Below are 23,399 nucleotides of genomic sequence, written 5' to 3'. Positions count from 1 at the left end.
GAGGCGCCGACACACTGCCCGATAGCAACGAGCAGGGATCGACTTTGGTGGGGCACAATGCCGCCCATGAACAGCGGTGCGGCCCTGCGCGGGCGGAATGCGAACATCGTGGACTACGTGATGCTCGCGCTCGCGGTCTTCTCGGTGGCCCTGCTGTGCTACGTCCTGTTCTTCGACGTCTCGCCCGAGGTCTCGCACACGATCTTCGTCATCGACACGGCGATCTGCGGGATCTTCCTGGTCGAGTTCCTGTGGCGGTGGCGGCTGCACAGCTGGGACAAGAAGTTCCCGCTGCGGCACTGGTACGAGATCCTCGGCATGATCCCGATCGCGCATCCCGCACTGCGCGGTTTCCGGCTCATCCGCATCGTCGTGGTGGTGGTGAGGCTGGCGCGCACCGCCGACCGCGCGTTCGGCGAGCGGTTCACGCAGCGGCTGATCGAGCGGTTCTCGCGGCCCATCGTGCTCGCGATCAAGAAGCCCATCACGGTGGCGGTGCTCGACGAGGTGGTGAAGGTCCTCGAGACTGGCAACTATCCCGAGAACCTCGCGCGTTCGCTGGGCAGCAACAAGGAGATGCTGCGCGAGATCGTCACCGAGAAGCTCCGCAACGACCCGCAGGCGGGCAGGCTCTCGAAGCTGCCGTTCCACGACGAGATCGTGAGTTCCGTTGTGGACACCACGATTCGCGTGGTGCTCGACGTGCTCACCGACGAGCGTATCGACCGCTTCTTCGCCGAGGTGGTGCGCGAGAATCGCGAGCAGATCCGCGAGGCGGTGCAGCTGGGGCTGCACGAGGACGACGACGAGGAGCTGGAATCCACGCTGCCCGCACGCCCCGAACGCCGGCTCTACGACTAGCGACGACTAGCGACGACTAGCGCCGTCTGGTTCCGCGCGCGGGCTCGGCGGTGAGCGGGTCCTCCGGCCACGGGTGCTTCGGGTACCGGCCGCGCAGTTCCGCCCGGACGCCCGGATATCCGTTGCGCCAGAACGAATCCAGGTCGGCCGTCACGGCGGCTGGCCGTCCGGCGGGGGAGAGCAGGTGCAGCACGACGGGTACCGTTCCGCCGCCGATGCGGGGTGTGGCCAGCCAGCCGAACGTCTCCTGCAGCTTCACCGCGAGCACCGGTTCTGCTCCCGAGTAGTCCACCCGCACGCGGGAGCCCGTCGGCACCTCGATGCGCTCGGGTGCCAGCTCGTCGAAGCGGCGTGCCTCGGGCCAGGGCAGCAGTCGGGTCAGCGCCGACTCGGTGTCGATGCGCGCGAGGTCGCCCCTGCGGCGCACGGCGGAGAGCTCCGGCTCCAGCCATTCGTCCAATCTGGACAGCAGCGCCTCGTCGGCGACGTCGGGCCACGGCGTGCCCGCGTGCTCGTGCAGGAACGCCAGCCGCTGCCGCAGCCGAACCGCTCCCGCGGGCCACGACAGCAGGTCGAGGCCGTCGCGGCGCAGGCCCTCGTGCACGGCCTCGCGCACGCGCGCGGGGTCCGGGTCGGGCAGCGGGCGCTCGGCGAGCGTGATCGCGCCGAGCCTGCGCACCGCGCGCGCCACGAGCTCGCCGCCGGAGAAGGTGATCTCGTCGCTCTCGCTCACCAGGTTCGCGGCGATCCTGGTGGCGAGTTCCTCGTCGGCCGTGGCGGCGAGCCGGATCACGCCGTGCACGCGGCCTGGCTCGCGCGTCGCCTCGGCCACCGCGAGCCACTCGGGCTCGCCGAGTCCGCTGCCCGGCGGCAGTTCGGCCGCCGTGCCGCCCGCCAGCAGGTACACCCGGGATCCCTCGGCGCGCCGCCTCGCGAGCCGTTCGGGGTGGGCCAGCGCGACGACGGCCGCGGCGTCGGGTTTCTCGCGACCTCCGTCGACGAGACCTTCGAGGCGGCGGACCTCGCGCCGCCACCGTGCGTCGGCACCCGCGCGGCGCCTGCGCAGCTCGGCGTCGACGTCGGTCAGCTGGGCGCCCTCGTCGAGCACGGACACCACCTCGGCGGCGGCGTGCGCGCCCACCTCGGCCGCTCCGTCGAGCAGGGCGCGAGCCAACCGGGGATGCAGCCCGAGCGCCGCCATCCGCGCGCCGCGGTCGGTGACCGTGCCGTCCTCGCCGACGGCGTCGAGCGTGTGCAGCAGCCGCCTGCCCGCCGTGAGCGCGCCGTCGGGCGGCGGGTCCCACCAGGCCAGCGCGCTGCCGTCCGGAGTCGACCAGCACGCCAGCTCCAGCGCGAGACGGGAGAGCTCGGCGGTCCGGATCTCGGGCTCCGGGTAGGCGGGCAGGCTCGAGTGCTCGTGGGCCTGCCAGCAGCGGTACACCGTGCCGGGCCCCTGCCTGCCCGCGCGGCCTGCTCGCTGGTCGGCCACCGCGGCGGAGACCCGCACCGTCGCCAGTCCGGGCAGTCCGCGCCGGTGATCCACCCTCGGCACGCGCGCGAGCCCGGAGTCGACGACGGCCCGCACGCCAGGCACGGTGAGGCTCGACTCGGCGACCGCCGTCGCGAGCACCACCCGCCTGCGCGCTCCCTCGGTGAGTGCGGTGTCCTGGCGGGCGGGGGAGAGGCGTCCGTGCAGTGGCAGGACGTCGGCGTCGATCCCGGAGAGCAGGGCGGACACCCTCCCGATCTCTCCCGCGCCCGGCAGGAACACGAGCACGTCACCGTCGGTTTCGGACAGTGCGGTGTGGACCGCGCGCGCCACGCACGCCTCGATGCGCTCGGTACGTGCGGGTGGCACGTGCCGGACGTCGACCGGATACGTCGTGGCGTGCGCCGTGACCACCGGGGCGTCGCCGAGCAGCGCCGCGAGCCTGCCCGCCGCCACGGTGGCCGACGTCGCGAGCAGGCGCAGGTCGTCGCGCAGGCCCTCCCGCACGTCGAGCAGCAGCGCCAGCAGCAGGTCGGCGTCGAGATGGCGTTCGTGGCACTCGTCGAGCAGCACGGCCGACACCCCCGGCAGTTCGGGGTCGTGCTGGAGCCTGCGCACCAGCAGGCCCGTGGTGACCACCTCGATGCGCGTGCGCTTCGACGTCCGGCGGTCGCCGCGCACCGCGTAGCCCACGGTCTCGCCGACGTCTTCGCCCAGCAGCGCGGCCATCCGGCTCGCCGCCGCGCGGGCGGCCAGGCGCCTCGGCTCGGCGACCACGACCCGGCCCTCGGCCTCGCGCGCGAGCGCCAGCGGCACCACGGTGGTCTTGCCGGTGCCCGGCGGCGCGACGAGCACCGCACTGCCGCTCCCGTCGAGCGCGGCCAGCAGGTCGGGCAGCACGTCACGCACGGGCAGATCGGGCAGGCTCGCTGTGACGAGGCTCGCGATCGGCACGGCCGCCTCCTCACAGTGTTCTCAGACTCGGTCACTAGCCTAGGTGGAGCAGAGCACGAGGAAGGACCCCAGTGGGCGGAGCGGAACGGACCGCGCGCAAGCGCCGGCAACAGCAGCAGGCGGCCGGCAAACAGGCCGTCGCGAAGGCCAGGGGCGGCATCGACTCGAAGCGCATCGGCATCATCGTCGGCGTGGTCGTCCTGATCGCCGCCGTGGTGGTCGGCGGGCTCATCTGGACCAACTCCTCGCAGAACGCCACCGAGGGCCAGACGATCCCCACCAGTCAGGTCCCCGCCTCGCAGTACCCCGAGCAGCGCGACGGGCTCGTCGCCGTCACCGGCAACCCGGACGCCCCGGTCACCATCGACGTCTACGCGGACTTCCTGTGCCCGGTCTGCGGCCGGTTCCAGCAGGAGTTCGGCAAGCAGATCAACGAGAAGGTGGCCCAGGGCGAGCTGCTCCTGCGCACGCACATGGTCCCGCTGCTGGTGGACGCCTCGACTCCGGCGGGCTATTCGCTCGACGCGGCCAATGCCTCGCTGCTGGCCGCCGACGCGGGCAAGTTCACGGCCTTCCACGACAGCCTCTTCGCGCACCAGCCCGAGGAGGGCAAGCGCGGCTACAGCAAGGAACAGCTGATCCAGCTGGGCCGCGACCTCGGCATCACCGACCAGGCCTTCGCCGCCGGCATCAACAACGGGAAGTTCGACCAGCAGCTCACCGCGGAGATGCAGCGGATCAGCGAGGACTCCTCGCTGCACCAGGACTTCGGCGGCAGGAGCGGCTTCGGCACCCCGACGGTGACCCACGACGGCAAGATCGTCGACTTCGCCGCCGACCCGCAGTGGCTCGACAAGCTCACGGCGAACGCGGGCAGCTGACCGGCCTCGCCGATTCCGCCCGCTCGTGTACCCAGGGTGTTCTAGGCTGAACCCGGAGTGCCCGGGGGAACCGTGTGCGGGTCACCGCCGTCGCACTCCCCGGACGACAAGGGGGACGCGTGGACGGGACACCACACCGGGGATTCCGGGTCGACGAGGGGGCCTACGCCGACTACGCGCGGGCGATCGACCCGGCGGGTGACGACCTTCGAGGGGCGGGCGACTCGCACGTCGCGCCGCACGTGGAGCTGGCGGGGGACGGCTTCTCCTCGATGGGCTCCGAGGCCGGGTTCGCCGGCGCCTACTCAGCCAGGATGCGCGGGCTGAGTGAGCGGCTGGGCAACCTCGGCGGGCAGTGGCGGCAGATGGGCGACGCCGCACGGGCGACCAGCGCCAACTACGACGCCGTCGAAGCCGACCAGCAGGCCGAGATCGACCGGCTGGGCAGGGAGCTCAGATGACCGAGACGGCACAGCTCATGCGCGGCTCGCTGGACCTGCCAGACCAGTTCGCGGGCAAACTGCGCACCGACGACGGGGCCATCGACGGCGCGGTCGGTGGGCAGGGCGCGCTGCGGAGCTCACTCGACGGGGTGCAGGGTTCGGTCGGAAACCAGCGGGTTTCGCTGGCGTCGCGCTCGTCGGGGCACGCGACCGACCTGGCCACGGGCACGTCGGAGAGTCTCGAGCGCGAGGTCGAGTCGCTGCTGCGGGAGAGCAGGGAGATCGAGGACGCCGTCACCGAGGCAGCCGAGGCGCTCAAGGTCGGCCAGGTCGAGAACGACCGCGTCCGCGAGGAGATCATCCGCGAGATCAGCAACACCATGAAGGCCGTGGCCGCTGCGCGGCAGACCCCGCCCGCGCCCACCGGCGGCCAGGCCGCGGTGCGCGAGCTGATGGTGGGCCTGCAGCGCAAGATCGGTGAGCTCACCGGGCAGGCCGCCGACAGCAGCGCCGAGACCCTCGGCGCGCTCACCGGCATCGCGGGCAGGCTCGGCGGCGGTGAGTCCACCAGCGCGAGCAGCGCGAGTGGCGGGAGCAACACCCAGGTCGCGTCGTCGTTCAACGCGCAGGGCAGCGGCGGTGGCGGCGATTCCGGCGGCTCTGGCGGCAGTGGATCCGGCGGCAGCGGCGGTGCCGTGACCAAGCCGAGGCTGCCGGTGGCGATCCCGCTGCAGCCGGGCAGCGGCGTCGAGATCAACCTGCCGGGCGGCACGACCGTCGAGGCGCCGAACGAGACGGCGGCCAAGGCCGTGCGCGCGGCGATCTCGCAGCTCGGCGTGCCCTACGTGTGGGGCGGCACGGCGCGCGACGTCGGCCTGGACTGCAGCGGCCTCACCATGACCTCCTACGGCGAGGCGGGGCTCGAGATCCCGCGCATCGCGAAGACCCAGACCGTCGGGGCCGAGGTGCCGTCGATGGATCAGCTGCTGCCGGGTGACCTGGTGGTGTGGTCGGGCCACGTCGCGATGGTGATCGGCGACGGGCAGATGATCGAGGCCGGCGATCCCGTGCAGATCGGCCCGATCCGGACGGACAACGCGGGCCAGCAGTTCATCGGCTTCTACCGCCCCACCGGCTAGTGTTTGTCCGGGATCTGGCTGGGAGGGCCGCGTAGTGGGGGAGATCGACATCGACCGGGAGGCGTCCCGGATCGACGAGCAGATGAACCGCACGGCCGCGCAGGCGCAGGACCGCTTCGCGCGGATCGGCAGCGTCGCGGGCAAGGCGGAGTCCGGCGACGGCTCCATTCGTGTCGAGGTGGCGCCCGGCGGTCTGCTCACGGACGTCACGTTGACGCACGCGGCGCTGCGGTCGGGCACCGACGCCGTCGCGCGGCAGATCGTCGAGCTGGCGAACAAGGCCACCCGAAGGGCGGGCGACCGCATGTACCGGGCGCTCTCCCCGGTGCTCGGTCCCGGCAGTGACCAGCAGCTGGCCTCGCTCGGCTACGAACCGCTGCCCGACGACGAGGACGACGCCCCGTACGTCGGACCAGGGGGAAGGTGAACCTCGCGATGACCGAGCCGACCACGAAGCAGCTCATCGGGCAGGCCTACGCCCGGCAGGACGCGCTGGCCCAGGTCGAGAGCCTGATGGCCAAGGCGACGGGCACGGCCCACGACCTGGATGGCACCATCCGGCTCACCGTCGACGCGCGCGGCAAGCTGCTCGACCTGCGACTGTCGCCCTCGGCCGCGAACTGGGGCCCCGACCGGCTGGGCTCGCTGATCGTCGAGGTGGCACAGGTGGCGATGCAGGAGGCCACGCAGGCCGGCTACAACCAGGTCGCGCTGCTGCTCGGCGAGGACATGACGTACCTGATCGAGCAGCTTTCGGGCGCGCCCGCGCCCGCGCGGGCCGCGAACGACGACACCGGCCTGACGGTGGAGGAGTTCCAGCGCCGCAGGGCGGAGCGGCTGGGCGAGCGCCGGCCGCACCGCGAGGAGCGGGCCGAGGACCCCGGTGACGGCTACGACCTGGACACTTTCGACCCCGCCTCACTACGCTCGGATCGCTGAACGACCCCCGCGTGAGCCCTGGTTGGCGGTGGGGTAAAGTATTCAACACGTGAGCGGCACTCCCGCTTCACTTCGGGGCTATGGCGCAGCTGGTAGCGCACCTCACTGGCAGTGAGGGGGTCAGGGGTTCGAGTCCCCTTAGCTCCACATCGTAAAGAACCCCTTTGATTCAGTCGTTTCGGCTGGTCGGAGGGGCTTCTTGATGTATGCGGCCGATCTTGGGTGATCCGCTTCGACAAGTGATCGACTGTCCCTGCTGGGGTGTTTCTGGAGCACTTCGCTCCAGCCCGCCGGATGTCTGGTGCCATGTTGCCGCTGCTCGGGAGGTATTGGTGCCGTTGTTCCTCCTTCCAGCGGTGATGGGGGCAGTGGAAGCTGGCCGGTTACGTTTGGCTCGCTGAGTCGTCTGCGGCCGGTTGTTCGCTGCCGTCTTCTGCTTCGGCCCCTTCGGGTAGGGGCTGCGGGTGGCCTTGTGCCAACGACGTTGCAGGTCGGCCAGTAGCCGCGTCTCCACCTCCGGCGCCACGTGCGAATAGACCTCGACCACTCGGTTTGGCAGGTGATGGCCCAGTCGGCGGGCCTGGGCGATCTCGGGCGCTCCACCGGCGATCAGCCAGGTCTCGTGGCTGTGCCGCAGCCCGTGGAATGTCAGCCCCGGACACACCGGATACGCCCGCACACCGGGCTTACGGATGCCGTCGATCGCCGGACGCAGTACCCGCCGGTCGAAGGTCGAACGCCACAGCCAACTCCCGCAGGTGTTCGCGAACACGAACTCGTAGGGATGCGTCTCCAGATGCCGGCGCAGCAGCCTGATCAGGAACGGCGGCAGCACGATGGTGCGGGCCGATGAGGGAGTTTTCGGTGGGCCGAGCCACCGCCGACCCCGAGACTCGTGCAGGGACCCGACCCGAGCGTCGACGACAAGCCGACCGTTATCCAGGTCGAGATTGTCCCGGTGCAGCGCTGCGAGCTCGCCCCATCGGCAGCCGGTCCACGCCGCGGTGATCACCAGCAACCGCGCTATCTGCCCGCCGAGCATGCCGGCCTGGTTCGCGATCCGGAGCACCTGCTCCGGTGTCGCCCAGATCCGTTCCCGCGCGATCGTCTGGCAGCGACGCCCACGACGGCGCCGCTGCCGAACCGGATTGACCGGGATCAATCGCTGGGCGACCGCGTCATTGAGGATCATCGAGAGCAGCTTGACCCAGCTCACGACCGTCGCAGCGGCATAGCCTTCCTCCCAGGACTCCTTGACCCAGGCATCGATGTCCAGTGCGGTGATCTCCCCCAGCGGCGTCGCGCCGAAACGGACAAGGACGTGGCACCGCAGGTAGCTCTCGTAGTTGTCCACCGTTCGCGGATCCAGGTCCTGGACCGGGAGCCACCGCTCCACCCACGATCGCAGCGTGAGTCGACCGCCCGCCGGGTCGATCCACAGCTGGCGACGTTGATCAGTCTCCACATCGTCGGAGCGGGGCGTCGACGTCCTGCTCAACCCCAGCGCCACCACGTCCCCGCGCGTGCTGGCCGACGCCGTCCGAGCGGCCGTTGCGGGTGGATCAGAGATCTGAACCCCGGCTCGCGGAGGCCAGGCGCTCACGGTGGGTGCGATAGAGACGGGTCCCGAGCGGGCGACCGGCATGCCAGACGACGGCGGGGACGGCGGCGCGCAGGAGCTGGGCCTGCTCCTCACTCGCCCCGTGCAGGGCCATGCCCAGCATCAGCAGACGCCGCGCGAAGGTCACCTTGCCGAGGGACGCCTCGGCGGTCGCCTTCCACTCGCGTTCGGTCAGGTGGCGATCGATGAGCGGCAGGACCCTCTCCTCCTCCAGTTCCAGATGCTCGTACAGCGGCGGCAGCAGACGCTCCGCGACGGCGGCGACGGCATCCCTGTCGGTGGCGTCGGCGGAGGCCTGCCAACGCCGGCCGCCCGCGGCGAGCGCCTCCAGCTCGCCGTCTATGAAGGCGTGCTGCCGGTCCATCGTCTCGATGAGGGGCTCGACGTCGTCGGGGCAACGCTCCCGCAGCCGAGGCCACACATGGTCGTCCTCGCTGGTGTGATGGGCGTGCAGGAAGTCGACCATCATCAGGACGTGGCCGGCGACGACGGCGGTGCCGTCCGCGTCACCCGCTGGCACGCCGGCGATCAGCGCGGGCAGATCGCCGAATTCCCGCCGCATGGCGTCGTGCACGCCGATCATGTCGCGGCTGTCGGCCATCTTCTCGTTGTGCATGGAAGCGAGCTTCGAGGCCGTACCTTTCAAAGCGCATACAACACGGATACGGCGCGGCCGCCGCGCCATTTGCCGCCGTCGGTGACATCGGCTTACATGGTGCGGTGCTGACGTTCGCGGTGCTGGGTCCGTTGGAGGTCCGTGCGGGCGATCGGCCGGTCGACGTCGGGGGCCGGCTTCCACGCAGGCTACTGGCGATCCTGATCGCCGCGGAAGGGCGGCCGGTCTCTGAGGACAGCCTGGCCGAAGGACTGTGGGGTGACCGTCCGCCACGCAATCCCGCGGGCGCCCTGCAGGTGTACGTCTCCCGGTTGCGCGGGGTGCTGCCGGGCACGGCGTTGCAGCGCTCCGCCGGTGGCTATCGGCTCCTTGCCGCCGACACCGACGCCGAACGGTTTCGCGGCCACCTCGTCCGCGCCCGTGCGCTGGTGGCCGGTGACCGCCGCGCCGATGCGCACGAGGCCTTCGACGCGGCGCTGCGATTGTGGCGCGGGACACCGTACGAGGATCTGGCCGACGACGAGTCGACGACCGCGATCCGTGCCGCCCTGGTGGAACAGCGTGACAGCGCCCAGGAAGAGGGCGCCGCGGCGCTGCTGGCCACCGGCGACCACGCCGGTGCGGTGGCCATGCTCGAGCTGCTGGTGCACGCCGCGCCGTACCGCGAACGCCGTTGGCAGTTGCTGGCGCTGGCGCTCTACCGTTCGGGACGCCAGGCCGACGCCCTGAACGCGGTGCGCCGGGTCCGGACCCTGCTGGCCGAGGAACTGGGTGTCGACCCCGGACTGGAGTTGCGGCAGCTCGAAGGCCGCATCCTGGCGCAGGACCCGGCCCTGGCGGCCACCGGCGTCGCGACCGCGGCGCCCGGTGATCGGCCGCTGTCGTCGTTCATCGGCCGCGACGCCGATCTGGCCCTGCTGGACCGCCTCGTCGGCATGCATCGGCTCGTCACCGTCGTCGGGTCTGCCGGGGCGGGCAAGACGCGCCTGGCCGTGGAATGGGCCGGGAGGGACGCCGTCGTCCGGCTCGCCGACGTGGCCGACCCCGCCCCCCTGGTCTCGGCGGTCGCCGCGGCGGTCGGCATCACCGGGTTCGCCGGGGATCCGTACGAGGCACTCGTCAAGCGGCTGCGCCTGCGCGGGGAACCCTTGGTGCTCGACAACTGCGAGCACCTCGCCGGCGAGGTGGCCCGGCTCGTCGTCGACCTGCTCGACCGGATTCCCACGCTGCGGGTGGTGGCCACCAGCCGCGGCCCGCTCGGCGTCGACGGCGAGCATATTCTGCCGCTCGGGCCGCTGGCCGCCGACGACGCCGTGACGCTGCTGACCGATCGCATCCGCGCGGGCAGGCCCGGCTGGTTCGAGCAGGACGCCGACAGCCGGGATCTGCGCCGCCTCGCCGACGCGCTGGACCGTCTGCCGCTGGCACTGGAACTGGCGGCGGCGCGGGTGCGGACCTTCGGCGTACGAGGGCTGATCGAGCAGCTGGACGACCGTTTCACCGTGCTGGGCCGGATCCCGCACGGCACGATGACCCCGCACGCAACGTTGCAGGAGGCCGTCGCCTGGAGCTTCGATCTTCTCTCCGGCGACGAGCGTGACCTCGCGGTGCGGCTCTGGCCGTACGAGGGTGGCTTTCCCTTGGAGGCCGCGGCTTCCGCCGCCGGGCTCGGCGCGCTCGTCTCGCTGGTCGACCAGTCCGTGGTCACCGCCGAGACCGGCGGCAGCACGGCGCGCTACCGGATGCTGGAGACGATCCGGGCGTACTGCCGGTCCGTGGACGGAGATCCGGCGGCGACCCAGGCCGCCCATGCCGTCTGGGTCCGCGAGCTGGCCGCCAGGGCCGCGGGCGATCTACAGGGCGTGCGGTCCGCGACCACGATGGCGGCGCTACGTCTGGAGTTGCCGAACCTGCGCGCGGGGCTCGCGCACGACCTGACGCATGCCCCGGTCGAGGCATTGCGCACGGCCGCGCGGCTCATGTGGTTCTGGATCCGCAGCGGCCTGCTCGCCGAGGGCAACCGGATGCTGACCGCGGCACTGGCCGCCGCGCCGGACGCCCCGCTCGGCGACGTCGTGCGGGCCAAGACCTCGTCGGCCGGCCTGCTCTACTTCACCGGCGACGACACCACGGCACGGCACATGCTGTCCGAGGCGTTCCGGGCGGTGGCCTCGGAACCGGAGCATCGCAGCCTGCTCGCCGAGGTCCGCTACTACCAGGCTCTGGTCCAGTTGCCGGGAGGCGACCCGGCGATCGCGCTGACCGCGTCGGCCGAGGCGCACGCGATCGCCACCGAGACGCGGACCTCCTGGCTGATCGCGGCCAGCTCGATGGCGTGGGGCGCCGCCCTCGTCATGGCCGGCCGGATCGCCGACGGCCGGCACCGGCTGCGGGCCGCCGTGCGGCTCGCCGACGCCTCCGGGCTGGTCTGGACGGCCGCGCTCAGCGAGCTGATGCTGGCCCAGACCCTGGTCGACGCGGGGGACGGCGAAGCGCTGCCCCTGCTGCGGACCTCGCTGCGGCGCTTCCTCGACGAAGGCGACCTGAGCAACCAGCTGGCCGTGCTGCACAACGGGGCCCTGGCCCTGGATGCGGCCGGTGATGCGGCAGGCGCCGCGCTGCTCCGCGACGTCGTCCATTTTCACCAGGCGCGCAGCGGCATCCGGCCGGCCGGTACCTACCTCCAGTCGATCATGCCGCACGGCTGGTACGCAGGCGCCCCTCCCGCACAGCCACCGACATTCAACGACGCCGTCGCCGTCCTGACCGCCCCGGCGCACGCTGTCTGACGGTTGCAACCTGGGTGTATGGGCGCCTGACGAGGATCACGGTGCGGGCCGGGCCACGGCCCGTGCAACGTCGACACCCGTACCAGCTAAGGAGCGCCTCGATGCGCATTGGCATCGGATTACCCAACCAGGTCCGCGACGTCCACGCCCCGGTGATTCCCGCCTGGGCCCGCCGGGCGGAGGAAGCGGGCTTCGCCACTCTGGGCACCACCGGCCGGGTCGCCTATCCGGGCGTGATGGACACCGTCGCGCTGGCCGCGGCCGCAGGTGCCACCACCACGATCGGGCTGCTCAGCCAGGTGCTGGTGGCGACCACCTGGCCGGGCGCACTACTGGCCAAGGAGGTGGCGTCGATCGACGGGGTCTCCGGCGGCAGGCTCACCCTCGGTATCGGGGTGGGCATCCGCGAGGACGACTTCGTCGTGCCCGGGTACGGACCCAGGGACCGGGGCGCCCGGATGGACCGCGACCTGGCGACCTACCGGTCGATGTGGGCAGGCGAACCCGTTCCGGGAAGCCCGAACCCGGCGGTTCCGGCCGGAGGACGGCAGGTGCCGCTGCTGTTCGGCGCCACCACCCCGGCCGCCTACCGCCGGATGGCCGAGTCGTCGGACGGTTACATCGCCGGGTCGGTGCCGGCGGCACTGGCGTCCGGCTATTTCGATGCCGCCCGCACCGCGTGGCAGGCGGCCGGGCGGCCGGGACAGCCCCGGCTGGTCGGCCTCAACTACTTCGCGCTGGGCGATCCCGGCCGCGGCCGGGCCAACATCGCCGATTACTACGCCGCTACCGGCGAATACCAGGAGGTCGTCGTCGGTGGCGTGCACACCGACGCGGAATCGCTGCGCGACGCCGTCAAGCAATTCGAGGCCCTGGGCGTCGACGAACTGATCCTGGGCCCCGGAACCGACGACCTCGACGAGGTCACCCGACTGGCCGACGTAGTCCTCTGACTCGAAGCTCACGCCTTTCCCGACGACCCCTGGCTGAGGCGGCGTAGGCCGGTCGGGGTGAGGCCGTGCTGCTTCTTGAAGGTCCGGCTGAAGTGACCGCTGTCCGCGAAGTGCCACAGTTTCGGAATCCCGCTTGGCCTGGGTGTACCAGGTAGGCGGGATTTTGTTGTGCCGTCAATCCCCTCTGCTGCGAATCTGGTTTCGGCCGCGGTTTGGTAGTCGCGCTGCTCGGCGTGATCGGTGTCCTCCGCTTCGTGGGCAACGTCGTCGCGGAGCTGGCGAGTGCGGCATTGTCAGCTTTCGCCGAGATAGGTGGTCCAGCTGCCGTGCCGCGTGATGTCCTCGCCGTCGCGTGCGGTGTCGGGGTCGCAGTGGAAGCCGAGCACCTGCCCGCCACCGTCCACGGTGATCGGTCCGAGCGACATCGGCGCGGGCAGGCCCGCGAGGAACGCGCCCAGCGCGGAGGAGGAGAGCGTCCAGCGTTCCCCCGTCAGGCTCGCCCCCTCGGTGGTGTCGCGGACGATGCCGGGCTTCGGTGGTGTAGTCGGCAGCGCCACCATCCGGTACTCGGGCGCCGTCCGCACCGCGCTGCGGAACCTGGCGCCGAGGTCGGTGAGCTGGTGGTTGAGCGGCTGGCCCCGCAGGTGCGCGCCGAACACCACGAGGTCGGTGCCTCCGGTGGGGTACGGAGTGGCGGGTTCGTCGCCGGTGAGCAGCGCCGCGAGGTCGAGGGCGATCTGGTCGTCGAAGGCGCGGGTGATCACGCTGACGCCGAACGGGCTGCCGTCGGCGGTTCCCGCGGGCACCGCCGCGGCCGCGAGGTCGAGCAGGTTGACGAAGTTGGTGTAGGTGCCCAGCCGGGAGTTCACCGCCACCGGATCCGCCTCGACCTCGGCGATGGTGGGGTGTCCTGTGGTGGTCGGCAGCAGCAGCGCGTCGAACCCGGTGAGCAGCGCGGCAGCCTCGGTCCGGTAGCGGTCCAGGCGTTCGAGGTCGGCGGCGAACCGGTGTGCTGGCAGGTCTCGCGCGGCGAGCACGATCCTCGTGACGGTCGGGTCGGCCCCGGCGGGCTCGCCCTCCAGGAACTCGCCCACCGCGGCGTAGCGTTCGGCCACCAGCGCGCCGTCGTAGAGCAGGGTCGCGGCGTCGAGAAACGGCCGCACGTCGATGCGCTCCACGGTGACGCCCCGCTCGCGCAGTGTGGCGACGGCGGCGTGGAACGCGGCGGTGGCCTCCGCCGAGAGGGGCGCCAGGCCCGCGTCGTCGGGAATCGCCAGCCGGGAGACGGTCGCGGCGAACCGCGTGTCCGGGGGCCAGGTGCGGCTGGTCGGATCGGCGCTGTCGGGTCCGGTCAGTACGGCGAGCACGCGCTGCGCGAGGGGCAGCGCCTGCGCGAACACGGTGACGCAGTCGTAGGAGCGGGCGGCGGGCACCACGCCGGTGTTCGGCACGAGCCCGAGCGTCGGCTTGAGCCCGACGATGCCGTGCAGCGCGGCGGGGACCCGGCCGGAGCCCGCGGTGTCGGTGCCCAGCGCGAAGTCGGCGACGCCCAGCGCCACCGCGACCGCTGAGCCGGAACTGGACCCGCCGGAGACCTTGTCGGGCTGGTGCGCGTGCCGCACCGCGCCGTACGGGCTGCGGGTGCCGACCAGGCCGGTGGCGAACTGGTCGAGGTTGGTCTTGCCGAGTACGAGTGCTCCCGCGTCGAGCAGCCTGCGCACCGCGGTCGCGCTGTCGGCGGGGGAGTAGGCGAACGACGGGCAGCCCGCCGTGGTCGGCAGGCCCGCCACGTCGATGTTGTCCTTCACCGCGAACACCAATCCCGCCAGGGGAAGCTCGTCGCCCTCGGTGAGTGCGCGTTCGAGCGCCTCGGCCTCCCGCAGCACGTCCTGTTCCTCGCGCAGGGCGATCCAGACTTCGGGCCGGTCGGCCTCGGTGATGGCGCGGTAGGCGGCGCGGACGCGTTCGGTGGGGTTCATGGGGTCCTTTCCGTGGTGTGCGGGGTCGCCGAAGTTAGGCTCGGCAGGTGACCGCAGCCGAGGGTGTGAACCAGTCCGCGCCCCGGGAGGCGATCGCGCAGGCGGTGCGGGAGGACATCCTGGCCGGGCGGCTCGCTCCGGGCGACCGGTTGCGCGAGGCCGATCTGGCCGAGCGCTTCGGTGTGTCCCGCGTGCCGATCCGGGAGGCGTTGTCCCAGCTGCAGAGCGAAGGATTCGTCACGCTCGTGCGCTACCGCGGCGCGACGGTCTCGGCGACGTCGGGTGAGGCCGCGCTGGAGCTGTTGCAGATCCGGCGCGGCCTTGAGGTGCTGGCCGCTCAGCTCGCCGCCGAGCGCGCGGGTGGCGACGTGGCCGACGAGCTGTCGCGGGTGGTGGAGCTCGGCCGCTCGGCCACCCTCAACCACGCCCACGACGAGTTGCCGCCGTTGATCCTGCGCTTCCACAGCCTGGTTGCCGAGGCGGCGGGCAACCACCAGTTGCGGATCATGCTCTCGCAGGTGCTGAGCCGGGTGTCGTGGATCTTCGACCAGCGCCTCGAGTCGCGCACCGGCACGTCGTGGAGCGACCACGCCGCCATCGCGCAGGCGATCCTCAGCGGCTCGCCGGTGCAGGCCGGCTACCTGATGGGGGAGCACATCGCGCGGGACGAGGCGCTGCTCGCCGAGCTCGATCATGGATAGATCGTATACGAAACTGGCAGCGATTCCGGCCCCGTAACGTCGAATGAACTATCGGTAACCCGAGCGAAACAACGTTCGTATACAAAACCGGGAGTCAGTCCTCGTCCCCACGGAGGCGTCTCCCATGTCGACCGAAACCACCCGCGGTGAATCGCCGCCGGGCGTGCCCTCACCGCGGCTGTCCGTGTGGCGCACGCTCCTCTTCGGACTTCAGCACGTTCTGGTGATGTACACCGGCTGTGTCGCCGTGCCGTTGGTGTTCGGTGAGGCCCTGGGCCTGCGGCAGTCCACGATCGCCACGCTCGTCAACGCCGACCTGCTGGTGGCCGGGATCGTCACCGTCATCCAGGCGGCGGGGATCGGCAAGCTGCTCGGCGCGCGGATGCCCGTGGTCGCGGGCGCCTCGTTCACGGCCGTCACCCCGATGATCCTGATCGGAGAGGAGTACGGGCTCTCGGCCGTCTACGGCGCGATGATCGCCGCCGGAATCTTCGGTGTGCTCGTCGCCATCCCGTTCGCCCGCCTGATCCGGTTCTTCCCGCCGATCGTGCGCGGCGCGGCCGTCACGATGATCGGGCTGTCGCTCATCGGCAAGGCCGTCAGCATGATCTTCGGCGACGAGCCTGCCGGCGGCGCGCCGCTGGCACTGGCCGCGGGCGTGGTGCTGACGATCGTCGCGCTCATGCGCTACGGCAGGGGCATGCTCGCGCAGTCCGCGGTGCTGATCGCGCTCGTGCTCGGCACGATCGCCGCGGCGGCACTGTCCATGACGGACTTCTCCGCGGTCGGCTCGGCCGACTGGCTGGGGCTTCCCTCGCTGTTCCTGTTCGGCACGCCCACGTTCCCGATCCCGGGAATCATCTCGATGTGCCTGGTGATGCTGGTGATCTACACCGAGTCCACCGCGTACCTGCTGTCGGTGGCCGAGACCACCGGCACGCCACCTGAGTCGAAGTCGCTCTCCCGCGGCCTCGCGGCCGACGGTGTCTCCTCGGTGCTGGCCGGTTTCCTGACGTCCTTTCCGGACACCGTCTTCGCGCAGAACGTCAGTCTCGTGCGAATGACCGGGGTGACCAGCCGCCGCGTGGTGGTCGTGGCGGGCGGCATCCTGATCGCGCTCGGCCTGGTGCCGAAGATGGGCGAGGTGGTGGCCAGCCTGCCGGGACCGGTGATCGGCGCGGTCAGCCTGGTCATGTTCGCCACCGTCGCCGGGGTCGGCATCGCCACGATCTCGAAGGTCGACTTCTCGGGCAACGACAACCTGCTGATCGTCTCGATCGCGATGGGCGTGGGAATGATCCCGATCGTCGCACCCGACGTCTACGACGGGCTCCCGTCGGCCGTCAAGATCATCCTCGGCGGCGCGATCACCAGCACGGTCATCGTCGCCTTTGTTCTCAACCTCGTGTTCAACCACCTGCTGCCCCGCCGGTCCGGAAAGGACACCGCGGCATGAGCGCCGTCACACTCGTCGTCTCACCCACCGACGGACCCGATGACACCGCAGCGCTCGGCGTGCTCGCCGAGCTCGGGTACTCGGCCGCCGACCTCGTGGCGGTGATCGGCAAGACCGAGGGCAACGGGTGCGTCAACGACTTCAGCCGGACCCTGGCCGCCGCGGCATGGGAGCCGCGCCTGCCCGCCTCCGCCGTCACCGTGTTCTCCGGCGGCACGGAGGGTGTGCTGAGCCCGCACGTCAACCTGTTCGTGCGGGACGAGACCCGGCACGAGGGGTTCGACCGCGGCCTGGTCGCCGCCGCCGGCCGCACCCGCGTGCTCTCCCCGGCTGAGCTCGGCAGGACGGCGCAGGTGGACGCGGTCACCGAGACGGTCGGCAAGCTCGTCGCCGAGCTCGGGGTGTCCACCGGGGACGTTCACTTCGTACTCGTGAAGTGCCCGCTGCTCACCTCGGCCAAGATCGCCGCGCTGCGCGCGGCCGGGCGGGAACCGGTGTCGGGTGACACCTACGAGTCCATGGGCCGCTCCAGGGCCGCCAGCTCGCTGGGCATCGCCGTGGCGCTGGGGGAGTGCGACCGCGCTGCCGCGCTCGCGGCACTGTCCGGCGAGGCCGAGGTCTCCTCCGCGCGAGCGTCGGCGAGCGCGGGCGCGGAACTCGACGACTGTCACGTGCTCGTCGTCGCGGAGAGCACCGCGGCCGCGAACCCCTTGCGCGCACTGCACGGCGAGCTGACCGACGCCATCGACCTCGCGTCCGTCACCGCGCTGCTGGACGAGGTGGAGCGTCAGGGCGGGCGCGTCCGGCAGGTCTTCGCCAAGGCCGAGGCCGACCCGTCCGGCTCCGTGCGCGGGCTGCGCCACACCATGCTCACCGACTCCGACGTCAACTCCACCCGGCACGCCCGCGCCGCGGTCGGTGGGCTGCTCGCCGCGCTCAAGGGCGACGGCGCCGTCTACGTCTCCGGCGGTGCCGAGCACCAGGGCCGCTCCGGTGGCGGCAGCATCACCGTGATCTACGAACTGCCCTCCCGCGGTGGGGAGGCGACATGACCGCCGCCGTCCGCGAGTCCCGGCCCGACGCCGGGATCGACGAGTTCGAGGACACGGCCGTACCGCTCGACCGGCGCCGCGGCCTCTGGTCGGTCTCCGCCGTCTGGTTCGGGTTCCCGATGGTGCTGACGTGCGCGATCTTCGGCGGCCTCATCGTGCACTCGCTCGGTTTCTGGCCCGGCATGCTCGCCATCGCCACGGGCAGCCTGTGCCTGATGCTCTACGTCGGTTCGCTGAGCGTACTGGCGGGGCGCACCGGCAAGAACTTCGCGCTGACCGCGGCCGAGACCTTCGGCAGCAGGGCTGCGGCGATCCCGTCCGGTTTCCTCGCCACGATCGTGATCGGCTGGTTCGCGTTCCAGACCGGGATGGCGGGCTCGATCCTGCACGGCAGCCTCGGCTGGAACGAACGGCTGACCACGCTGGTGGCGGGGCTCGCGTTCGTCGCCGTGACGTTGCTGGGCATTCGCGCGCTGTCGGTGATCGGCATGGTCGCCGCGCCGTTCTACGTGGTACTCGGCCTGGTCGCGGTGTTCCTCGCCGCCGCCGAGAGCGACGCGCCCGCGACGGCGTATCAGGGCGGAGGCGGCCTGCTCAGCTTCGGCGCCGCCGTGACGCTGGTGATCGCGTCGTTCATCGACTCAGGCACCATGACCGCCGACTTCACACGCTGGTCCCGTACCGGCCGCGAGGGTCTGCTGGCCGCGATGTCGGCGTTTCCCGTGAGCCAGGTGATCGCGCTCGTGATCGGCGGGTTCGTGGTGGCGCTCGGCGGCGCTGCCGACCCGGGCACAACTGGCGGCGACTTCCTCGGCCTGCTGATCGAGCACGGCGGGCTGCTGGTGCCGCTGGCGGTGGTGTTCGTGTTCGTCAACCTCGGCTCGGTGTGCGCGCACTGCCTCTACAACGGGGCGGTCGGCTGGAGCCAGCTCACCCGGGGCCGCATGCGCAGGCTCACGCTGATCCTCGGCGCCGTCGGCGTGGTGCTGGCGGTGGCGGGGATCTGGTCCTACTTCGAGCAGTGGCTGAACCTGCTGGGGGTGATCGTGCCGCCGATCGGCGCGGTAGTGATCCTCGACCAGCTCGTGCTGCCGCGCTTCGGCCTCGGATCGCGCGGCGCGGTGCGAGCGGTGCGCTGGCCGCCGTTCGCCGGCTGGGCGGCCGGTGCCGCCGCCGGGTTGCTGACCCACACGTTCGCGCCGTGGCTCTCCGACGCGGTGCTGGGCTTCGTGGTCGCCGCGCTCGTCGTCACCCTCGCTTCCGCACTGAACTCCCGAGCAGACAAGGAGATCCCCGCATGACCACGTTGTCCACCGTGGACGCCGACCCCTACACGTGGCCGTTCGACGGCGCCATCGACCCGGCCCGCACGGCCCTGCTGCTCATCGACTGGCAGACCGACTTCTGCGGCAAGGGCGGCTACGTCGACCAGATGGGCTACGACCTGGCACTGACCCGCGCGGGACTGGAGCCGACGGCGCGGGTGCTCGCCGCGGCGCGGGAGCGCGGGCTCGCCGTGTTCCACACCCGCGAGGGCCACCGTCCGGACCTGTCGGACCTGCCCGCGAACAAGCGCTGGCGCTCGGCGCGGGTGGGCGCCGAGATCGGCAGCGACGGGCCGTGCGGCCGGATTCTGGTGCGCGGTGAGCCGGGCTGGGAGATCGTGCCCGAGGTGGCTCCGCTGCCGGGCGAGGCGGTGATCGACAAGCCGGGCAAGGGCGCGTTCTACGCCACCGACCTCGATCTGCTGCTGCGCGCCAGGGGCATCACGCACCTGATCCTCACCGGCATCACCACCGACGTGTGTGTGCACACCACGATGCGCGAGGCGAACGACCGGGGCTACGAGTGCCTCGTGCTGTCGGACTGCACGGGTGCCACGGAGCGCAGGCACCACGAGGCGGCGCTGAGCATGGTGACCATGCAGGGTGGCATCTTCGGTGCGGTGGCGACCTCCGAGCAGCTGCTGGTCGCGCTCGGCGCGATCCCCGCCCCGGCGTGAGGCGCGTCGTACTCGTGCACGGCGCCGCGACCGATTCGCGCGTGTGGGCCGCCACGGCGGCGGCGCTGCGCGGCCCGGTCGAGGTGCTGTGCCCCGACCGTCCGCAGTCGGGCGACCTCGACACCGAGATCGCCTTCCTCGCACCGTTGTGCGAAGGGGCGCTGGTGGTCGGCGTCAGCGGCGGGGCGACCCTGGGACTGGAACTGGCCGCGCGTGGGGTGCCCATCGAGGGAGCCGTGCTGCACGAGCCGGCTGGCGGTTCCCTCGCGCCGGGAATGCTCGACCACGTGGCCGAGGGGCTGCGGACCGGCGGCGTCGCCGGGTTCGGCCGGGCACTCTACGGGCCGGCGTGGAACCCGTCCCGCACCACGGCGACGCGGGAGACCGTCGCCGCCGAGTTCGCGATGTTCGGCGCGTTCGAACCCGCGCCGCTCGGTGAGCACGCCGCGCGCGTCACTCTCACCGTCGGAGAGCACTCTCCGCCGTCGCGCCACCGCTGCGTGCGCGCGCTGTGCGAGCACCTCGGCACGCGGCAGCGGGTGCTGCCGGGCGTGGGGCACGCCGTGCATCTGGAGAACGGCGCCGCGCTGTCGGCGCTGGTGCCGACGGGGTGAGCGGCCCGCGCTCGCCGGCTGCTCGCCCTGACAGACCTCGGTGTGTCCGCGGACGGGTACCGCTGCTCAGAACAGGGTCGCGGGCTCAACCGGCTCCGGCTCGGGCAGTGCGTCGAGGCCGGGCACCAGCGTTCGCACGTCGTCGTGGAACCGGCGGGCGAGCGCCGGCGCGTCGTTGTTGTCGGGGGTGTGCAGGAAGACCGTCGGCGACCGGCCCTCGCGCAGCCAGCCGGCGACCACCGCGGTCCACGGCCGCCACCCCTCGACCGTCTCCTCGACCGAGTCCCGGCCCAGGTAGCGGACGATCGGCTGGTCGGTCAGCGCGCGCGTTCGCCGCGGCAGCCGCGGTTTCTTGGCCCAGGCGTCCTGCTCGGCCTCGCTGGCCGGTGGGCTCTGGAAGAAGACGGTGGTGTCGAACGGCACCCACTCGGCGCCCGCGTCGGCGAGGACCCCCTCCAGCAGCGATGTCGAGGCGGGGTCGGTGAAGAACGCGGGGTGACGCACCTCCACGGCGCGCCGCCGGTCGGTGGGGAGCCGGCGCAGGAAGCGGCCGAGAGCATCGACGTCCGAAGGGCCGAACGAGCCGGGTAGCTGAGTCCACAGGACCGCCCGTGCGCCGAGGGGTTCGATCGCGTCCAGGAATGCTCGCATCTCGGCCTCGACCCCGACGAACCGGCGCTCGTGCGTGGCGACCTTGGGCAGCTTGACCACGAACCGGAAGCCGGGGCCGGTCTGCTGCGCCCACGTCGCGACGGTGTTCCGCGCGGGAGTCGCGTAGAAGGTGGTGTTGCCCTCGACCGCGTTGCACCACCCGGCGTAGGCCCGCAGGCGCTCGTTGGCCGGAAGTGACTGCGGCAGGAACCGCCCTGGCCACGCCTTGTGGGTCCACATCGCGCAACCGACATGAAGACGTGCCACTGCGTCAGCTCCCATCGATCGTGGGTCGAAATTACTACCCGGGCAGCTGTTTCCACTCGCGGCCCCGGCAGGGAGTTCGGGGTCGGACCTGAGCCAGCGCGTTCACGGCAAGGATCCCGCCCACCTGGGGTGAACACCAGGTAGGCGGGATCCTTTTGTTGTGCCGTACGTGCTCCCGTCAGTTCGGGTTGGTGTGATGGATGTACGGCTTCGACTTCGGTTTGCAGCCATCCGGCCAGCTGCTCGGCCCTTGCACGGAGTACTCGCCCCTGACGCCGAGGCCCATGATCTGATGTTGGTCGATGCACATCGAATACGTGCCACCCGGAATGCTGACATTCTTGATGTACAACGTGGTGCCCGCATTCCTGGCGCAGACGTTCGTCAAACCAAAGAACTCGCCGTTACGCATCAGCTCGAAGCAGCTGGCGCCCGGGATCTTCCGAACGAACTTCCACGCCTTCGGGCCGACCTCGCCTGCCGCGTCGGCCGCGACCTGTGGGTCCGCCCAGGCCACCCCGGCCGATCCGGCAGCCGGTGACGAGGCGTCGGCGCGCGCATCGAGCGAGGAGCTCGCGGCTACGAGTCCCACGGCCGCGGCGAACGCGGCCACGGCCACGTGAATCCTCTTCCGCCATGTCATCCCACATGCCTCCATTTCCCATTCATCTCCGGGCGCGGAACGTGAATCGCGGAAACATAGTCCTTATCGGAATACGCGAGGCACATCAGAGGAATATGCCAGGCCGGATTGCCTGGCGGATCGCCGACGAAAGTCGTCCGACGACCACGTCACCGTGCTGCGCCGCGTCCTGACCGTCCGGCGTAGCGGGCCGGGCGGCGCGCCAGGCTAGCGCGAGCCCGCTGACCACGACCGCCACGGCCACGGCGATGCAGACGGCGTACCACCAGTAGCCGGTGCGCTCGATGGTGCGCGACCACGCGGGAGCGGGGCCTCGCATGGTGTCGAGCCGGGTCACCGCATCGTCCACACCGGATTCCTCGCCCGGCGCGATGACGATCGCTCGCCCGGACCGGGGCGCTGTCACCAGCCAGCTCAGCTCAGCCGTCATGGCTTCGCCTCGTCACGTGACGGACTCCGCCGACCCGATCTCCTCGCCGCTGCGCCAGTACTGCGTGCACGCCCATAGACCGAACGTCATCGCGGGCACGCCGATGGACAGCAGCACGATGGTGATCCCCCTCGCCGCGAGGATGTCGTCGGCATCGCCGAAGTCGTCGGCCGGGATGTAGGCGAGCGCCGCCGCGAGGCCCGCGCCCAGCACGATCAGCAGGCTCGCCGCGCCGCAGAGCCACAGATCGAACCGCCACCGGTAGGAGAACCAGCGCCAGAACTCCTGCTTCGTGCGCACGACCTGGCCGTCCGGGCTCGCGGCCAGCTGCCGCCGGTACCAGCGGGCGTAGCAGATCTTCTTGATCAGCGAGCCGAGGACGGCGCCGTTCACCGGCACCATGATCGCGGCCCACAGGTACCAGACGAAGAAGATGTCGAAGTCCCACTCCACGGTCAGCGGCAGACCGAGGAGTGCGACGCTCAGCGCCGCGAGCCCGACGAACCACGCCAGGTGCAACGGCGTCGGCAGCAGACGCACCTGGGACTGGAAAGTGCCCGTGGGCGCCGGTTTTCCCGGTCGATTCGCTGTCGTGGTGATCGGCCCGCGCCGGATCTGCTCCAGGATGACCATGGCGCACATCAGGAGCATCCCGGTCCAGGCGAAGACGTGCGGGTTGTTGATCACGCCGAGCAGCCCGTCCGAGACCTGTGCCTGCTGCCGCTCGGTGTGCCAGGACACCAGCGTGACCGCGCCGGGAAGCAGGGTGGCGACGAAGAAGACCACGCACAGCGCGAAGGTGATCCACCAGAAGACGGTGGGTCCGCCCTTGCCGCCCTCGAGCCTGCCGTCCTCGCCAAGGATCTTGTGCCCGATCAGATTGCCGGGGCTGGACTTGCGCACGGCGGTCCCTTCGGGC

22 protein-coding genes and 1 tRNA gene are annotated in these 23,399 nt (G+C 71.4%); 15 read left to right on the top strand and 8 right to left on the bottom strand.

What is annotated here, in order from left to right:
• Positions 1–66: 66 nt before the first annotated feature.
• Positions 67–861 (top strand): ion transporter, encoded by a 795-nt coding sequence (locus tag JHE00_RS33320; protein WP_200325990.1) that lies wholly within the window; start codon positions 67–69, stop codon positions 859–861.
• A gap of 16 nt (positions 862–877) precedes the next feature.
• Here JHE00_RS33320 and hrpB read toward each other — a convergent pair whose 3' ends face one another.
• Positions 878–3,304 (bottom strand): ATP-dependent helicase HrpB, encoded by a 2,427-nt coding sequence (gene hrpB / locus JHE00_RS33315; RefSeq protein ID WP_372440527.1) that lies wholly within the window; start codon positions 3,302–3,304, stop codon positions 878–880.
• Positions 3,305–3,375: 71 nt separating this feature from the next.
• Here hrpB and JHE00_RS33310 point away from each other — a divergent pair, with 71 nt between their 5' ends.
• From JHE00_RS33310 to JHE00_RS33285, 6 genes are all read left to right on the top strand, one after another.
• A complete protein-coding gene (locus JHE00_RS33310) occupies positions 3,376–4,185 on the top strand; it encodes a DsbA family protein (RefSeq protein ID WP_200325988.1) in 810 nt (269 codons plus the stop codon).
• 119 nt (positions 4,186–4,304) lie between these two features.
• Positions 4,305–4,646, top strand: coding sequence for a hypothetical protein (locus JHE00_RS33305; protein ID WP_200325986.1), 342 nt, complete (start codon positions 4,305–4,307; stop codon positions 4,644–4,646).
• Complete coding sequence (locus tag JHE00_RS33300; RefSeq protein ID WP_200325984.1) at positions 4,643–5,767, top strand: C40 family peptidase; 1,125 nt, start codon at positions 4,643–4,645, stop codon at positions 5,765–5,767. Before JHE00_RS33305 ends, JHE00_RS33300 begins: the two co-directional genes overlap by 4 nt.
• Positions 5,768–5,849: 82 nt before the next feature.
• Positions 5,850–6,194, top strand: a complete 345-nt coding sequence (locus tag JHE00_RS33295) for a YbaB/EbfC family nucleoid-associated protein (RefSeq protein ID WP_200326080.1) — start codon at positions 5,850–5,852, stop codon at positions 6,192–6,194.
• An 8-nt stretch (positions 6,195–6,202) separates the two neighbouring features.
• Entirely contained in the window at positions 6,203–6,706 is a 504-nt protein-coding gene (locus JHE00_RS33290) for a YbaB/EbfC family nucleoid-associated protein (RefSeq protein WP_200325982.1), read from the top strand.
• Between the two features lie 74 nt (positions 6,707–6,780).
• Positions 6,781–6,853: transfer RNA gene (locus JHE00_RS33285), tRNA-Ala, on the top strand.
• Positions 6,854–6,875: 22 nt separating this feature from the next.
• Here JHE00_RS33285 and JHE00_RS33280 read toward each other — a convergent pair.
• A complete protein-coding gene (locus JHE00_RS33280; RefSeq protein WP_230425460.1) occupies positions 6,876–8,351 on the bottom strand; it encodes a tyrosine-type recombinase/integrase in 1,476 nt (491 codons plus the stop codon).
• Positions 8,269–8,943 carry a hemerythrin domain-containing protein gene (locus JHE00_RS33275; protein WP_200325978.1) on the bottom strand — a complete coding sequence of 225 codons (675 nt, stop codon included), beginning with the start codon at positions 8,941–8,943 and terminating at the stop codon, positions 8,269–8,271. Before JHE00_RS33275 ends, JHE00_RS33280 begins: the two co-directional genes overlap by 83 nt.
• Before the next feature lie 104 nt (positions 8,944–9,047).
• Here JHE00_RS33275 and JHE00_RS33270 point away from each other — a divergent pair, with 104 nt between their 5' ends.
• Positions 9,048–11,732, top strand: coding sequence for an AfsR/SARP family transcriptional regulator (locus JHE00_RS33270; protein WP_200325976.1), 2,685 nt, complete (start codon positions 9,048–9,050; stop codon positions 11,730–11,732).
• Between the two features lie 101 nt (positions 11,733–11,833).
• Positions 11,834–12,685 carry an LLM class flavin-dependent oxidoreductase gene (locus JHE00_RS33265; protein WP_200325974.1) on the top strand — a complete coding sequence of 284 codons (852 nt, stop codon included), beginning with the start codon at positions 11,834–11,836 and terminating at the stop codon, positions 12,683–12,685.
• A gap of 293 nt (positions 12,686–12,978) precedes the next feature.
• Here JHE00_RS33265 and atzF read toward each other — a convergent pair whose 3' ends face one another.
• Complete coding sequence (atzF, locus tag JHE00_RS33260; RefSeq protein WP_200325972.1) at positions 12,979–14,664, bottom strand: allophanate hydrolase; 1,686 nt, start codon at positions 14,662–14,664, stop codon at positions 12,979–12,981.
• Between the two features lie 47 nt (positions 14,665–14,711).
• On the opposite strand from atzF, the gene JHE00_RS36005 reads away from it, so the two are divergent.
• From JHE00_RS36005 to JHE00_RS33230, 6 genes are all read left to right on the top strand, one after another.
• Positions 14,712–15,365, top strand: coding sequence for a GntR family transcriptional regulator (locus JHE00_RS36005; protein WP_200325969.1), 654 nt, complete (start codon positions 14,712–14,714; stop codon positions 15,363–15,365).
• Between the two features lie 124 nt (positions 15,366–15,489).
• A complete protein-coding gene (locus JHE00_RS33250; RefSeq protein WP_200325967.1) occupies positions 15,490–16,821 on the top strand; it encodes a nucleobase:cation symporter-2 family protein in 1,332 nt (443 codons plus the stop codon).
• Complete coding sequence (atzD, locus tag JHE00_RS33245) at positions 16,818–17,873, top strand: cyanuric acid amidohydrolase (RefSeq protein WP_200325965.1); 1,056 nt, start codon at positions 16,818–16,820, stop codon at positions 17,871–17,873. Before JHE00_RS33250 ends, atzD begins: the two co-directional genes overlap by 4 nt.
• A complete protein-coding gene (locus JHE00_RS33240; RefSeq protein ID WP_200325963.1) occupies positions 17,870–19,174 on the top strand; it encodes a cytosine permease in 1,305 nt (434 codons plus the stop codon). Before atzD ends, JHE00_RS33240 begins: the two co-directional genes overlap by 4 nt.
• Positions 19,171–19,875 (top strand): biuret amidohydrolase, encoded by a 705-nt coding sequence (gene biuH / locus JHE00_RS33235; protein ID WP_200325961.1) that lies wholly within the window; start codon positions 19,171–19,173, stop codon positions 19,873–19,875. Before JHE00_RS33240 ends, biuH begins: the two co-directional genes overlap by 4 nt.
• A complete protein-coding gene (locus JHE00_RS33230) occupies positions 19,872–20,489 on the top strand; it encodes an alpha/beta fold hydrolase (protein WP_200325959.1) in 618 nt (205 codons plus the stop codon). The genes biuH and JHE00_RS33230 overlap by 4 nt, the downstream gene beginning before the upstream one ends.
• A 66-nt stretch (positions 20,490–20,555) precedes the next feature.
• On the opposite strand, the gene JHE00_RS33225 is transcribed toward JHE00_RS33230, so the two are convergent.
• The 4 genes from JHE00_RS33225 to JHE00_RS33210 form a co-directional block, all read right to left on the bottom strand.
• On the bottom strand, positions 20,556–21,422 hold the full coding sequence (locus tag JHE00_RS33225) for a DUF72 domain-containing protein (protein ID WP_504739433.1): 867 nt from the start codon (positions 21,420–21,422) through the stop codon (positions 20,556–20,558).
• 163 nt (positions 21,423–21,585) lie between these two features.
• Positions 21,586–22,020, bottom strand: coding sequence for a hypothetical protein (locus JHE00_RS33220; RefSeq protein ID WP_200325955.1), 435 nt, complete (start codon positions 22,018–22,020; stop codon positions 21,586–21,588).
• Positions 22,021–22,135: 115 nt separating this feature from the next.
• A complete protein-coding gene (locus tag JHE00_RS33215) occupies positions 22,136–22,480 on the bottom strand; it encodes a hypothetical protein (RefSeq protein ID WP_200325953.1) in 345 nt (114 codons plus the stop codon).
• A 12-nt stretch (positions 22,481–22,492) separates the two neighbouring features.
• The gene (locus JHE00_RS33210) at positions 22,493–23,383 is read right to left on the bottom strand and encodes a hypothetical protein (RefSeq protein ID WP_200325951.1); all 891 of its coding nucleotides are present in this window, start codon (positions 23,381–23,383) and stop codon (positions 22,493–22,495) included.
• Positions 23,384–23,399 lie beyond the last annotated feature (16 nt).

It is taken from the genome of Prauserella cavernicola, assembly GCF_016595675.1.
GTDB lineage: Bacteria > Actinomycetota > Actinomycetes > Mycobacteriales > Pseudonocardiaceae > Prauserella_A > Prauserella_A cavernicola.
This window is presented reverse-complemented; position numbering and strand designations above follow the sequence as displayed.